15 protein-coding genes are annotated in these 14,540 nt (G+C 45.8%); 14 read left to right on the top strand and 1 reads right to left on the bottom strand.

Translation table 11 applies throughout. The features are described 5' to 3' along the window. Positions 1-138 precede the first annotated feature (138 nt). Together MKX68_RS13355 and MKX68_RS13360 are read left to right on the top strand one after the other, a co-directional pair. A complete protein-coding gene (locus MKX68_RS13355) occupies positions 139-1,776 on the top strand; it encodes an ATP-binding response regulator (RefSeq protein WP_340912176.1) in 1,638 nt (545 codons plus the stop codon). A 163-nt stretch (positions 1,777-1,939) separates the two neighbouring features. Then, positions 1,940-2,878: an aldo/keto reductase family protein gene (locus tag MKX68_RS13360; RefSeq protein ID WP_100528312.1), complete on the top strand. Its 939-nt coding sequence runs from the start codon at positions 1,940-1,942 to the stop codon at positions 2,876-2,878. Positions 2,879-3,018: 140 nt separating this feature from the next. On the opposite strand, the gene MKX68_RS13365 is transcribed toward MKX68_RS13360, so the two are convergent. Then, positions 3,019-4,131, bottom strand: a complete 1,113-nt coding sequence (locus MKX68_RS13365) for a GGDEF domain-containing protein (protein ID WP_339788248.1) — start codon at positions 4,129-4,131, stop codon at positions 3,019-3,021. A 272-nt stretch (positions 4,132-4,403) separates the two neighbouring features. Between MKX68_RS13365 and MKX68_RS13370 the strand changes: the two genes are divergently transcribed. The 12 genes from MKX68_RS13370 (at position 4,404) to MKX68_RS13425 (ending at position 14,519) form a co-directional block, all read left to right on the top strand. After that, positions 4,404-4,799: a Fur family transcriptional regulator gene (locus MKX68_RS13370; protein WP_036612807.1), complete on the top strand. Its 396-nt coding sequence runs from the start codon at positions 4,404-4,406 to the stop codon at positions 4,797-4,799. Then, positions 4,775-5,581: a winged-helix domain-containing protein gene (locus MKX68_RS13375; protein WP_338588920.1), complete on the top strand. Its 807-nt coding sequence runs from the start codon at positions 4,775-4,777 to the stop codon at positions 5,579-5,581. The genes MKX68_RS13370 and MKX68_RS13375 overlap by 25 nt, the downstream gene beginning before the upstream one ends. Positions 5,582-5,871: 290 nt before the next feature. After that, a complete protein-coding gene (locus MKX68_RS13380) occupies positions 5,872-7,335 on the top strand; it encodes a catalase (protein ID WP_340912182.1) in 1,464 nt (487 codons plus the stop codon). Between the two features lie 210 nt (positions 7,336-7,545). Beyond that, the gene (locus MKX68_RS13385) at positions 7,546-7,962 is read left to right on the top strand and encodes a BlaI/MecI/CopY family transcriptional regulator (RefSeq protein ID WP_017691824.1); all 417 of its coding nucleotides are present in this window, start codon (positions 7,546-7,548) and stop codon (positions 7,960-7,962) included. A 25-nt stretch (positions 7,963-7,987) separates the two neighbouring features. Then, positions 7,988-8,824, top strand: coding sequence for a M56 family metallopeptidase (locus MKX68_RS13390; protein WP_340912184.1), 837 nt, complete (start codon positions 7,988-7,990; stop codon positions 8,822-8,824). 52 nt (positions 8,825-8,876) lie between these two features. Continuing rightward, a complete protein-coding gene (locus MKX68_RS13395; protein WP_091036057.1) occupies positions 8,877-9,290 on the top strand; it encodes a DoxX family protein in 414 nt (137 codons plus the stop codon). Between the two features lie 200 nt (positions 9,291-9,490). Continuing rightward, positions 9,491-10,192: a pirin family protein gene (locus tag MKX68_RS13400; protein ID WP_340912188.1), complete on the top strand. Its 702-nt coding sequence runs from the start codon at positions 9,491-9,493 to the stop codon at positions 10,190-10,192. A 44-nt stretch (positions 10,193-10,236) separates the two neighbouring features. Further along, positions 10,237-10,572, top strand: coding sequence for a hypothetical protein (locus tag MKX68_RS13405; protein WP_339788263.1), 336 nt, complete (start codon positions 10,237-10,239; stop codon positions 10,570-10,572). Positions 10,573-10,819: 247 nt separating this feature from the next. Then, positions 10,820-11,773 carry an ABC transporter permease gene (locus MKX68_RS13410; protein WP_091036063.1) on the top strand — a complete coding sequence of 318 codons (954 nt, stop codon included), beginning with the start codon at positions 10,820-10,822 and terminating at the stop codon, positions 11,771-11,773. Beyond that, complete coding sequence (locus tag MKX68_RS13415) at positions 11,770-12,738, top strand: iron chelate uptake ABC transporter family permease subunit (RefSeq protein ID WP_340912191.1); 969 nt, start codon at positions 11,770-11,772, stop codon at positions 12,736-12,738. Before MKX68_RS13410 ends, MKX68_RS13415 begins: the two co-directional genes overlap by 4 nt. Further along, positions 12,732-13,490, top strand: a complete 759-nt coding sequence (locus MKX68_RS13420; protein ID WP_091036066.1) for an iron ABC transporter ATP-binding protein — start codon at positions 12,732-12,734, stop codon at positions 13,488-13,490. The genes MKX68_RS13415 and MKX68_RS13420 overlap by 7 nt, the downstream gene beginning before the upstream one ends. 42 nt (positions 13,491-13,532) lie before the next feature. Further along, complete coding sequence (locus MKX68_RS13425; RefSeq protein WP_338588902.1) at positions 13,533-14,519, top strand: siderophore ABC transporter substrate-binding protein; 987 nt, start codon at positions 13,533-13,535, stop codon at positions 14,517-14,519. Positions 14,520-14,540: the final 21 nt, after the last annotated feature.

Here is a 14,540-nt window from a genome sequence, read left to right on the forward strand (position 1 = left end):
ATTCTCTTTTACTTCTACGGTGTTAATCATATAAGTATAGATTGTGACAGTTATTCGGATTCTTGATGAACCCCTGTACGTGATTAAACATTCTGATATACAGATTTGAAAGTGCAGCTAAGACAAAAGGGGTGGATCATGGGGACGGCAGAAGGCATTACGAGAGGCTTCTATGAAGATATTAAGGAAGCTGCGGCCCATATCGTAGACGTATTAAGCGGTATATTGAAGGTTAATACCATCTTCGTTGCCACCAATGACGGGGTGACCAATGTCATTTTGGAGGCTTTTAATCGTACGGAAGAGTTAGTTGTTAAAGGCAGTGCACTTCCATTTACGGATTCATATTGCAGCCTGGTATTAAGAGACAACGGGAGTGTTCTTACGATCCCGGATACATGTGAACATCCGATGACACGATCCATGGGCGTTACGAGCGGACTTGGCAATCGTTTCTTCGTGGGCGTGCCTATTATGAGAAGATCGGGCGAAACATTTGGCACCATCTGTCTGATGGATGATCCTGGGTATGTGATCAGCGAAACCGATTTGAAGACACTGAAGGCGATGGCTGTATTCCTGGGTTATGTTGTCGATCTGGAAAGTACGCTGCATGTTCAGGAGCGGAAATTGAGTGATTCGGAACAAATGCAAGAACAGCTCCAGGCAGAGAAAGAACGAGCCGAATCTGAGGCGATGACCAAAACACAGATGTTGAAGTTGATGAGTCACGAGATTCGCAATCCCTTGAACGGTATTTTGGGACTGACAGATCTGATGCGCACACCGGATATGCCCGAGGAGCAGTCCCAATATGTGAACATGATTGAGACAAGCGGCAATATTCTGCTTTCCTTGCTTAATAATATGATGAATTTCAATATTAATGAAGCAGGTAAAACGGTTATACATGATGATCCGTTTGATCTGGTAGGTACCATTGAGAATACGGTGTATCTCTATGCCGGTATTGCGACAGGCAAGAACATTGAGCTGGGATTAAATCTTGAACTGAATGTATCTCAAGTGTTCGTTGGTGATGAAGTCAAGATTGGACAGTTGCTTGCACACGTCATTCAGTATGCTCTCGATTCAACGCGTGAAGGTTCCGTTCTGATCACAGCAGTAGTGAATGGAGAAGAATTGGAAGAGAACGGTACACTTCTGCTCAAGGTGAAGTACACGGGTCAGATGTTATCGGACAAGAAGACACAAACCTTTAACAGCCAAGATGAAAATTTGAATATTCAAAAACTGATTGGAAGCAATCTGGGTTTAGCTGTAAGCCAGAATCTTGCCATTCTCATGCATGGCCGTATTCAGGTGAGTAGTGTGCAGGAAAATGAGACGGAATTCAACATTTCCCTTCCGTTACGCAGATACTGGGAGTTACCTCAACTCGCAAGTGTTCAGCAGCGGTTAAAAGGGAAAAAGGTGTTGCTTGCCAAGGACCCTGACATTCTGCAAGGCGTCTCTTCCCTGATGCGTAGGTGGGAGATGGATGTACACATGACCTCGGGTTTGACATTAGCGCATGATTGGATCAAGGAAGGATTCATGCCGGATGTAGCCGTTGTGGATATGGGATTACTGGAAGGCGGCGCAGCCGACTTTGTACATGAACTGAAACAGAGACTGGAGAATCTGCCCGTCATTGTTCTTGTTCCTTATGGTATGCACATTGAATTGCATGAAGCAGAAGCCTTTGATGCTGTTCTGACCAAGCCGGTCAGACAGGCTGATCTGTTGAATGCATTGAGTATTACGCTGCCTTAAACGAGCAGACAGATGAAGGAATATACTAATTGGCGTACCTGTTATAGGTGCGCTTCTTTGCATTTTCCATTTTCTGAGCCAAAGCCCTTTTATTCCGAGCTGGTTACGTTACAATAGAAAGTGAACTTCATCTTTATAACCAACAGAGGAGGATATGCAATCAATGGATTATCGCAGATTAGGTGGAAGCGGACTGAAAGTGAGCGAGATCAGCCTGGGAAGCTGGCTGACGTACGGAGGGTATGTGGAACGTGAGAATGCGGTGAAATCAATTGAAACTGCATTTGATGAAGGCATTAACTTTTTTGATACTGCCAATGTATACGAACGGGGTGCAGCAGAAGAACTGCTGGGGCAGACGCTCAAAGCATATTCCCGTGACTCTTATGTACTTGCAACCAAAGTATTTGGCAAAATGGGTGATGGTCCGAATGACCAGGGGTTGTCTCGCAAACATATCAAGGAGCAATGTGAAGCCAGCTTGAAGCGCCTGGGCGTTGAATATGTCGACATCTATTACTGCCATCGTTATCATACTGAAACACCAATTGAAGAAACACTCCGCGCTCTTGATGATCTGGTACGCCAAGGCAAAGTCTTATATGTTGGCGTCAGCCAGTGGACTGCGGCTCAGATGGAAGATGCATTAGGTACAGCAGATCGTCTGCTCCTCGATCGTATCGTGGTCAATCAGCCAGTGTACAACATGTTTGACCGTTATATCGAAAATGAGATTATCCCGCTTGGCGAGCGTAAAGGCATCGGACAAGTCGTATACTCCCCGCTTGCTCAAGGTCTATTGACGGGGAAATATACGTCCGTTTCCGATATCCCAGAGAATAGCCGTGCGGCTAAGCTAGGATGGGACGAAGGAAAGATCAATGCGGATCGCATCGGGAAAGTTCGTCAACTGATTGAAGTGGCGGACAAGCTGGATCTGAAGGTTGGCCAACTGGCCCTTGCCTGGATTCTACGCCAGAACAATGTATCCAGTGCACTTGTAGGGGCGAGTCGTCCCGAGCAGGTAAAAGAGAACGCGGCTGCATCTGGCGTGAAGCTGGATGCTGCCATTATCGAAGAGATTGAGAGCATTCTTGCTTGATTTCCTGTCAGCACACAAGCTGAGATGATATGTAATGATCCATAAAAAGAGGGATGTCCTGTGCGCCTGAATAGGCGAGCGAGACATCCCTTTTTTGAGAAGGTTGAAAAGGTTAGTTTATTGAAAGGTTAGATCTTACTTTAAAGTGTAAGAGGCAAGGAACGAAAAGATAAGGCACACACACGGTTACGCCCTGTATTCTTCGCTTCATATAAAGCACGGTCGGCCTGTTCGAAGAAATCGTCATCGTCATGATCATCACAATGATCGGGATACACGGCTACACCGATGGAAATGGTTAGACGTGTCGTGTGTCCATCGGGCAGAGCAAAATGGTATTTCTCTACAGCCTGCCGTATAGATTCGGCGGTAGCTACGGCCTGACGGTGTCCACAGTCGAGCAAGAGAATGGCGAATTCTTCCCCACCGTTTCGTGACACAATATCAGCAGAACGCGCATGCTCAACGAGCAGTTGTCCAAGTTGCTTCAGGACCGCATCGCCGGCGGAATGACCATAGGTGTCGTTTACCTTTTTGAATCGGTCAATATCAATGGCAAGCAAGGAAAGCTTCTGTTGGTAATCCCTCGCACGCTGAAGTTCCAGTTGAAGTGATTTTTCGAACTGTCGTCGATTGCTCAGGTTGGTAAGATGATCGGTAGATGCTCTTCTCTCCAATAGAAATAACATTTCATTGGATTTATTAATGAATTCAGCGATGAAATAGATAAATAATCCACCGACAAAGGAAATGGTCATTTGTAACGGATATACCTTCATTAATGAATTCATGCTGTCCGTGTTCAACATAAGGATGATAAAGATTAATGTTATGCCAAGCAGATTCATTGTAATTATTTTGGTCAGTCTGGACCAGGGAGCATAGGCGAAGTATACACCGGACAGTCCGATCAGTGTCATGACAAATCCTGCATCTATGGCAGAGGAAGATAAGCCGAACATCAGAATACGAAGGATCGAGATCATTAGTCCCGTAACGACCGAAGCCAATCCTCCCAGATATACCGCTGCGGTAACGATGGCCAGATGCCGTAGATCTACAATCGTAGTCTCGTTCAAAGGAAAAGAATAGTTCATGAGTACTGTGCCATATATACCGAATAATAAGCCGCCGATCAACTGAACACGTAACGAGGGAAAAGGCAATCGGATACTATAGAACTTCGCGATGATCCCGGACACATACATAAATGTAATCATGACACAGATATTAATGAAAAAAGTGCTAAACAACCGACATTCCCCCTTTATACGCACATCCCTATATTTTATCTGAAAAGTGGTGCTGTAGCGAACCATATTATCCCAAATTTATGAGGGGATTGCTGGGAAAGGTGTTTTATTTGCATATACAGGATGTTAGAGCGATATTGACTTCAATATACAATAAGATTTATACTTAATCTAAATCAAAATGTATTCCTTCTTTTTCGGAAGACCATCATAAGTAGAAGATCAGTGTCTGATTTCATATAAAATGGATCAATAATAAAGGAGAAATGGTTGTGAGAACTTTAAATCTGACGATACAACGGCAAGCGGTATACGATGTGGTGCGCCATTCGGAGGATCACCCGACAGCTGCTGATGTCATGAATCGACTCGTGGAACAAGGATATAATCTGGCCTATGGTACGGTGTATAATTCGCTTCGTTATCTGACGGACAAAGAATTGATACGGGAACTTAAACTCGGAGAGACAGCAAGCCGGTACGATGCCCGTATGGATGATCATCAGCACATTATGTGTGAAGTGTGCGGCAAAGTGGACGAGGTGATGACGGAGGTTCCTCCACAATGGATGAAACAGGTAGCTGAAGAAACCGGATATGCAATCGATCATGCTCATGTGGTCTTTGGAGGTGTCTGCGGGGAATGCAGAAACAAACGGATCAAGTAAAAATAAAACTGCCTGGCCGCCGTTTACCCCTTAGGGTTAAACCAGCCTTGTCCGACTCAACACCGCTTGTGGACAATTGTCCTGTTACAAGGCGTGTTATTCTGATCAGCCCGATGCCGGGGCAGGTTCATGAACTGGTAAAAGCCTTAACGGATAGCTGCTTTGATGTACTGGTCTTTCATCGCTGGGAACCGGATCTGCATGAGCGTCTTGTCTTTGATCTGTTGATCTATGATCTGTCTGTTGCAGGAACCATAGATGCATTCGCTGGGATCAGCAGCCGATTGAACCGGGAGGCGGAACATACCACGCCTTGTTTGTATCTGGTCGGTGAGAAGATGATTGGCAGCGCGAGTGGACCGATGCTTCAGGAGGAATTGCTGGTGTGGCCTGCACGCCCGCAGGAAGCACTTTACCGGGTACAGCGCATGATTGGCAACAGTCCTGCTCTGCCCAAACGTGGTTTTTTGCCTGAGGAAGGGCATCGTATTGGATTCAAGGATCTGTGGCTCGATCGTGAACGGATGAGTGTGCAACGCGATAATACCCGGATTCATCTAACCAAGACTGAATATGATCTGTTACTCAAGCTGATTGATGCCAAAGGTGCAGTCATTTCCCGTGAGGAGATGCTCAGTGATATCTGGGAGACAGACTTTACGGGCGGAAGTAATGTGGTCGATGTTCATATCAAAAGCTTGCGCAAAAAATTGGGCGATAACGCGTCTTCGCCGCAATATATCGTAACAGTAAGAGGAGTGGGCTACCGCCTGGCGGATTAGTCCGCTTTTTTTTGCCTAAATTTTATCTTTCACTTCATGCTTTTTCGGGTACTACTTAATAGATAGGCAGATATGGATCATTCCCTTAAAAACATGTTCATGCTTCATTCATGAAGTGTTGAAGAACCTCATCTTAAACTCATGTGAACCTCATGCAAGAGCAGAGCAGGACATGTTAGAATCAATTTAACAGTTAGATCAAGTCTAAATGTATATTTAATTCGAAGCCGAATATGATTTTAATAGTAGATATATAGCAGCCGTGAGACCCATTAGAGGAGGACGACAGGATGACAGAACGTATGACAACGAATCAGGGAGCACCTGTAGGTGACAACCAGCATTCCCGCACAGCAGGCAGAAGAGGGCCGACACTGCTTGAAGACTACCATCTCATTGAAAAAATTGCCCACTTTGACCGTGAACGTATTCCAGAAAGAGTCGTACATGCAAGAGGTGCAGGTGCTCATGGCGTATTCACGCTGGAGCAGAGCATGAAGGAGTATACAACAGCAGACTTCCTGCAAGATCCGGGTACGGAGACGGATGTACTGGTTCGTTTCTCAACCGTTATTCATGGTACGGGATCACCAGAGACTGCACGAGATCCACGTGGATTTGCTGTCAAATTCTACACTCGGGAAGGCAACTATGATCTCGTCGGCAACCATCTGCCTGTGTTCTTCATTCGTGATGCGATGAAGTTCCCCGACATGGTACATTCCTTGAAGCCGGCTCCGGATACAAACATTCAGGAACCAGCCCGTTATTGGGACTTTATGACCCTCTCACCGGAATCAACACATATGATGACCTGGTTGTTCTCAGATTTGGGCACACCGGCAAGTTATCGGGAGATGGATGGTTTCGGCGTACATGCTTTCAAATGGATTAATGCACAAGGGCAGGTCCATTATGTGAAATACAAATGGGAGTCTGCACAGGGCGTACGAGGCTTCTCTCGTCAGGAAGCTGCCGAGGTACAAGGGCAGGACTTTAATCATGCTACCCGGGACCTGCATGAACATATCAAGAACGGGCAATACCCGCAGTGGAAGCTTCAGGTACAGCTGTTGAAGCCTGAGCAGATGGATGATTTTGCTTTTGATCCGCTCGACCCAACCAAAACATGGCCTGAAGATGTATTGCCTTTCCATACGGTGGGCACCATGACCCTGAATCGGAATCCGCAAAACTTCTTTGCTGAAGTGGAGCAGGCTGCCTTTTCTCCTAGTGCGCTTGTACCTGGAATTGAGCCTTCCGAAGACAAATTGCTGCAAGGACGCTTATTCTCTTATCCGGACACACAGCGTCACCGGCTTGGTACGAACTATTTGCAAATTCCGGTGAATTGCCCGTATGCACCTGTTCGTAATCATCAGCGTGATGGACTTATGAATGTGAATCAAGATCCATCTCCGGTGAACTATGAACCCAACAGTTCAGGAACCAGCCCGCAGGAAGATCCGGCATACCGGGACAGTGAGGCCCCATTGCAAGGGCATGTTACACGCGAGAAAATCGAGAAAACGGATGATTACACGCAGTCAGGAGAGCTTTTCCGTTCATTTACCCCTGTAGAGCAGCAGCATTTGCTGGATAATCTGATCAATGACCTTAAGGGAGTATCTGTCGATATTCAAATGCGTGCCCTGTGCCATTTCTTCCGGGCGGATGGACAGCTTGGCGGACGTTTGGCTCATGGACTCGGCGTGGATATTTCTGCACATATGCCGTCACAGGATGGAAAATGAAGTACAGTGTGACCATATTCTCACAAAATCATAAAGACTGATATTCGGTGAAGACCGGGCAAACCGTGAACGTGCGGAATTTCCCGGTCCTTCGCTTTTTTTTGCTGAAATGGAAAACAAATTTACAAATCATTTACATAAAATAGCTGACATAGAGGTTGACTTCTCATTTGATGGCACTACAATGGGTAGTGTGAGGGGTGTCAGAACATGAGAATACACAATTTCAAAGTGGGTGAGCGTGGGCTCAACCGATTTTTCGGTCCGCTGGAGGCCAAGATCATGGACATTTTATGGGCTCGTCCTGGCAGCAGCATCCGTGAAGTGCAGACCGCACTTGAACAAGACAAAGACGTCAATTTTAATACAGTCATGACCGTGATGAACCGGCTCGTGGACAAGGGACTTCTCGGAAAGTCTCAGAAGGGCAGAACATCTTTGTACCAACCGGTACAGAGTAAGGAGGAGTTTATGAACGACCAATCCAAGGAACTGTCACATGAGTTGGTGGATGAATTCGGAGCTTTGGCATTGAATCATATGCTGGATGCGCTGGACGAAGCAGATGCGGGTCTGATTGAACGCCTGGAACAGAAGATCAAACAATGGAAAAAGGATAGCGATTAATATGTGGAAGACCCGCTCGAAACTTTTGTTTACCGTCGGGTTTGGCATTCCGTTACTCGTGTTCATGCAGATGTTCATGTACGCGATGTACAAAATTTTTGGCTGGGATATCCCGTTTAATCTGCTCTGGCTCTGCAATCATTGGATGAGTCGATTGGGATGGTTATCTGTGGGACATTTCCTGCTGGCACTGGTATTGCTGACATTTGCGGGAACAGGCTGGTTGCTAACGGTCCGTATGATGAAAACGAGAGCAGCCGTACGTAAACTCCGCTCCATGGAGGTGCGTGCATTGTCCCGCGAATTGGAGTCCAAGTATCACCATCTCGGACAGCCAGGATTCATTGTCGTGGACAAGCATTCTCCGGTTGCATTTACAATTGGTTTATGGAGGCCTTGTATCGTACTCTCCACGGGGCTTCTGACGATGCTGGATACAGAAGAGGAGACGGCAGTTGTGTATCACGAAGTCCATCATCTGTGGCACCGTGACCCACTGAAGACGACACTGTTATCGGTATTTGCAATCATGATGCCGTATATTCCCGTATTGAAGCATACTTCGAAACATTACAATATCGTTAGAGAAATTCTGGCAGACAATGAGGCCATTGAGCGTACAGGTAATGTGGCAGGCATTGGCAGTGCTTTGCTCAAGCTGCTCCGTGCTTGTCCTGAACCTTGGGGAGCCAAAGAACTGACCGTTCAATCCTCATTTGCGGATACGTCGGTGAATGTCCGAATTTCACGTCTGCTGGACCCAGAACAGGACGTGACGCTGAGGTTACCACGCTACGCCGTTCTGATGTCGGCTACTGTTTTCCTGTTGCTGTCTATCTTGTTTGTTTGGTCCATTGGATGAATCAACTTAGCTAAATGTGAGTTCGAGTATAACACTAGGAAGGATGATGAACATGAATAATAAAAGTGTAGAGATTGGATTATTTTTCTCAAGGATTATGATCGGATTGATCTTTGTATTACATGGCTGGAGTAAATTCGAAGGTGGAATCAGCGGTACAGTAGGTTTTTTCGAAAGTATCGGTATTCCCGGATTTCTTGCATCCGTTGTAGCCATTATTGAGTTGGTGGGTGGTGCAGCGATGATTCTGGGTCTGGGAACACGTGTGTTTGCTGCCCTGTTTGCCATCGTGATGGTTGGCGTTCTGTTTACAGCCAAAATGGGTGAGCCGTTCCTGAGTGGTACCGAGTTAGATTACCTGCTGCTGGCGGGTTCCCTGACACTGCTCTTCACAGGAAGCCGCTTCCTGGCCGTGGATTATCTGTTCTCCAGACAGGGGAGCGCTCGCCAGAATGTGAGTGCTTGAATTGACTAACGATTACTAAAAAATAATGAAGTGCAGGATGAGTCCTGTAACGAGGTTCTTTATTGGCCAGGCCGGTTCGGGAATTGTATCTGCGAACCGGGCTGATCAGTAGAGAACTTTTTTCGTTTGGACGACATGCCTTTGGTTTGTTACAATGAGAATAAGTATGCTACTAAGAAAAAATAAGGAGGATGCATTTTATGATTAACGTCATTCCATCCGATGCCCGCTCCAGCTTCGATCGAGGCTGGCTTCGTGGTAGTCACAGCTTTTCTTTCGGAGAATACCAAGACCCGGAGAATACGGCGTTTGGACCGATGCGGGTAGCGAACGACGATGTGATTGCGCCTGGTCGCGGTTTTGGAGCTCACCCGCATAGTGATATGGAGATTGTATCGATCGTACTAAACGGCAAGTTGCGACATGAAGATAATCTGGGCAATGTAGCCGTTACAGGCTTTGGCGGTATCCAGCGGATGTCAGCAGGCAGTGGCATGATTCATACCGAACATAATGCATCCGATATCGAAGAAGTACGTTTGCTTCAGCTCTGGTTCATGCCACAGACAAAAGGGTTGGAGCCATCCTATGAGACCACATCATTTGATCCAGCGGCATTGGCAGGAGCACTCGTGCCGATTGTATCCCCAGATGGGGGCCCAAGAGTTGCGACCATTCATCAGGATATGACGATCTACCTTGGCCGATTAGCCAAAGACGAAACGTTAACCTTTAATCAGGATGCAGGCCGCCGAATGTACATTTTCTCCATCGAAGGCAAGCTGGGATTGGATGGAGAGTACCTGTTGAACGAAGGCGACACGGCTCGTGTGGAACAGCGGGATTCAATCGAACTGCAAGGAAACGAAGATACGTTCTATATGATTATTGATTTGCCGTAGATGGCTGATGAAATGAACTCCAAGATGAAGGAGGATATACACGTATGGCGCAACAGGAATGGTTTATGGTCAAACATGCGGTGACCGGGCGAGGATTGGCTAATAGCAAAACAGATTCCCTGTCCTACCGATTCCAACAGGAGGGTACAGGTTTCATATTTACCGTGACGGGCCTGGACAAGCAGATTGTGGAACAGATTATGGAGCTTAGACACGAGTTAAACGTATTTCGCTTCGTCCAACGCAAGGATCAGCCCCTTTTGAAACACTGGTACTACGTAGATGGTGAACGGGTAGTATACGACAGGGAGAGTCACACGCTAAGCATCTATGCGAAGTCGGAGATTCGTTATGTGCCTGAAGATTATTTTGCGGATTAACTACACGTTATATAAATATTAAGCCTTCCACTTGGAAGGCTTTTTTCCTTATATATTATTAATCTTATAGTATATGTATTTCAGGTTGTTTCATGAAATTTAAGAAAAAAGAAGCAATCGAAGGTTGACATGATGAATTTAATATCGATATAATTCACTTAATTGATAATGAGTATCAATATCAAATGATGCGAGGTAGAGCAACTACAAATGTTTTACGGCGATCGGTAAGGGGATTAGTAGAGAGATGAAGTTACGTTATATGTTGATCGTATTGGCTGTATTGTCTATCGTATACATATTTATTGGCAATTCAGACATTTCACCATTGGATATATTTCATTTGTCCTCTGTCCAGCTACAAGTATTACAAGTTAGCCGGTTTCCCCGCCTGATCAGCATCCTTGTCGCCGGGATCAGCATGAGTGTAATCGGACTGATTATGCAGCAGCTGACACGCAACCGATTCGTTTCCCCAACAACAGCTGGAACGATGGATTCAGCCAGATTGGGTATTCTTGTGACGTTAATGTGGTTCCCGGGAGCATCCCCTCTGCAAAAAATGTTGGTCGCTTTTGCCTTTGCTCTGGCGGGAACACTGATTTTCATGCGAATTCTGGAGAAAGTCAAGTTCAAGGATACGATATATATCGCTTTGCTAGGTCTTATGTTTGGCAACATTGTAAGCTCCGTTACAACATTTTTTGCTTATAAAAACGACCTGATCCAGAACATCTCGTCTTGGCTGCAAGGTGACTTCTCCACCATCATGAAGGGACGTTATGAACTGATCTATATCAGTATTCCGTTGCTCATTATCGTGTACCTGTTTGCTAATCGTTTTACACTCGCAGGGATGGGCGAAGATTTCTCAACCAACCTTGGACTGGCGTATCGACGAGTTGTGAATATCGGACTGATCCTGGTGGCGATGGTTTCAGCGGTAGTGATTATTACGGTAGGTACAATTCCGTTTCTGGGCCTAGTCGTGCCCAATATCGTAACACTGTACAAAGGGGATAACTTACGTGATACATTGCCTCATACGGCAGTGCTTGGTGCGATCTTCGTTCTGGTCTGCGATATTCTGGGTCAATTAATTATTTATCCTTATCAACTTTCGATCAGTCTGACGGTGGGAGTTGTGGGAAGTGTATTATTCCTGTATTTACTGCTTCGAAGAAAGGCTTATGGATCATGAGAATGAAATATACGGCGAATACATGGAAGTTGGTCTTGTTAATTGCAGCGGCAGTATTATTGATCGGCATATTTCTGGTCATTCAATCCGGAGGGAACTGGGATTACATATTGCCTCGAAGAGGAAAAAAGATTCTCGCCATTGTACTGACAGGTGCCTGCATTGCGTACTCTACAGCTATTTTCCAAACGATAACCAACAACCGAATTCTGACACCTGGCATCATGGGCCTCGATTCCTTGTATATGCTATTTCAGACGTTTGCGGTGTTTGTGTTTGGAAGCACACATATCAGCTTTGTGAACAAAAATCTTAATTTTGCAATATCTGTCCTGCTCATGACGTTGTTTGCTTTACTATTGCATCAGTTCATGTTCCGCAGGGAACAGGGGCGTAATATTTATCTGTTGCTGCTGGTGGGTCTTATCCTGGGTACGCTGTTCCAGAGCATGTCTTCCTTCATGGAGGTACTGATTGACCCTAATGAGTTCCTTGTGTTGCAGGGCAAGATGTTTGCGAGCTTTAACAATGTGAATACGGATCTGCTGATCATCTCAATCGCTGCGATTATTCTGATCCTGCTGTACGCGCAGAAGTTTACCAAATATCTCGACGTACTGTCTCTCGGCAAAGATCACGCAGTGAATCTCGGGGTGGATTACGATTACATTGTGAAGAGGCTGCTGCTGGTGGTGATGGTTCTGGTTTCGATCTCCACAGCGCTGGTGGGTCCAATTATGTTTTTGGGGCTGCTGGTCGTGAATCTGGCGCATCAGGTATTCCGGACACATCGGCATAAAGTGTTGATCTGGGGTTCGGTCATGATCGCAGTCGTTGCATTGGTTGGCGGACAGCTCATTGTAGAGCGGGTGTTTACCTTTGCTACGACCGTTAGCGTCATTATAAATTTTATAGGCGGCGTGTACTTCATCTATTTACTGCTAAAGGAGAATAAGTCGTGGTAGAAGTCAGAAATGTTACAAAACAATACGGCGGCGTCCGGGTAGTGGATGACGTATCACTGAACATTGCCAAAGGAAAGATTACATCATTTATTGGTCCAAATGGAGCTGGGAAAAGTACCTTGTTATCCATGATTACCAGGCTAATCAGCAAGGATACAGGACAAGTCCTAATTGAAGGGCGCGAGATTGAAAGCTGGAAGAACAAGGACTTGTCGCGCAAAATATCAGTCCTCAAACAGTCCAATCACATCAATATTCGGTTAACTGTGGAGGATCTTGTGGCTTTTGGCCGGTTCCCGTATTCACAAGGAAGGCTCACACCAGAGGATCAACAGTGGATTCAGGAGGCCATCGACTATATGGAACTGGCCCCATTCCGCAAGAAGTATCTGGATGAACTGAGTGGCGGACAGCGGCAGCGGGCATATATCGCCATGGTGATTGCCCAGAACACCGAGTATATTTTGCTCGATGAACCTTTGAATAACCTGGATATGAAACATTCTGTTCAGATTATGAAAGTGCTGCGCAGAATGGTGGATGAACTCGGCAAAACGATTGTCATTGTCATTCACGACATCAATTTTGCCTCCTGTTACTCCGACTATATTGTTGCGCTTAAGGATGGACGCGTAGTGAAAGAAGGCAAGACGGAAGACATCATCGATACGGATGTATTGCAGAGTGTCTATGACATGCACATTCCTGTGCAATGGATTGATGGACGTAAGATTTGTGTGTATTTTGCGTGAGTGAAAAGGGAGTCCAATATAGAGAGCGAGAGGTGTTTATTCATGAAAAAGGGTTGGTTGTTTACGTTATTCGTGGTGTTGTCGGTTGTACTGGCAGCTTGTGGTGGGAATAAGGCGTCAGATCAAACAGGTGCAAGCAGTGGCACAGGATCAGAAGCTGCTGCACCCGCAGATCAAGCAAGTGAAGAAGTGGTTATCAAACATAAACTGGGTGAAACAACAGTAAAGAAAAATCCAGAGAAGGTCGTTGTTTTTGACTACGGTGTACTGGATTCACTGGATCAGCTGGGCGTAGAAGTTGCAGGTGTTCCGCAGGAAGGTGTACCTCCTTATCTGGACAAGTATAATGATGCGAAGTACACCAATGTTGGTGGTCTGAAAGAAGCTGATTTTGAGAAAGTCAATGCGATGAAACCAGATCTGATCATAATCTCGGGACGACTCCAGGATTCGTATGAAGAACTGAGTGAGATTGCACCAACCATATATATGGCGGTAGATACGGCAGATTATATGAATTCTCTGACCAGTAACGTGAAGACCCTCGGGGACATCTTTGGTAAAGAAAAAGAAGCAGAAGAAGCCATTGCATCGATTGAAACATCGGTTAAGGCACTACGTGACAAAGTAACGGCTGCAGGTAAAAATGCGCTAATCGTCCTGACAAATGAAGGCAAATTGAGCGCCTATGGTGCCGGTTCCCGTTTTGGCGTTATTCATGACGTATTTGGTTTTACTCCGTCAGATGCGAACATTGAAGTATCCACACATGGGCAGAGCGTTTCATTTGAATATGTCATGGAGCAGAATCCGGATTACCTCTTTGTCGTTGATCGCAGTGCAGTGGTTGCAGGTAACGGTGAGGCATCTCCGGCAAAACAAGTGATCGAGAACGATTTGGTGAAGAATACAACAGCATATAAAGAAGGACATATTGTCTATCTGGATCCGAATTACTGGTACTTGTCTGGCGGTGGATTGGAATCCATTCAAGAAATGATTAAAGAAGTGGACGCAAGTATCAACTAAAGTGAAGTAACAATGTATGCG

It is taken from the genome of Paenibacillus sp. FSL M8-0212 (genome assembly GCF_038004645.1).
GTDB lineage: Bacteria > Bacillota > Bacilli > Paenibacillales > Paenibacillaceae > Paenibacillus.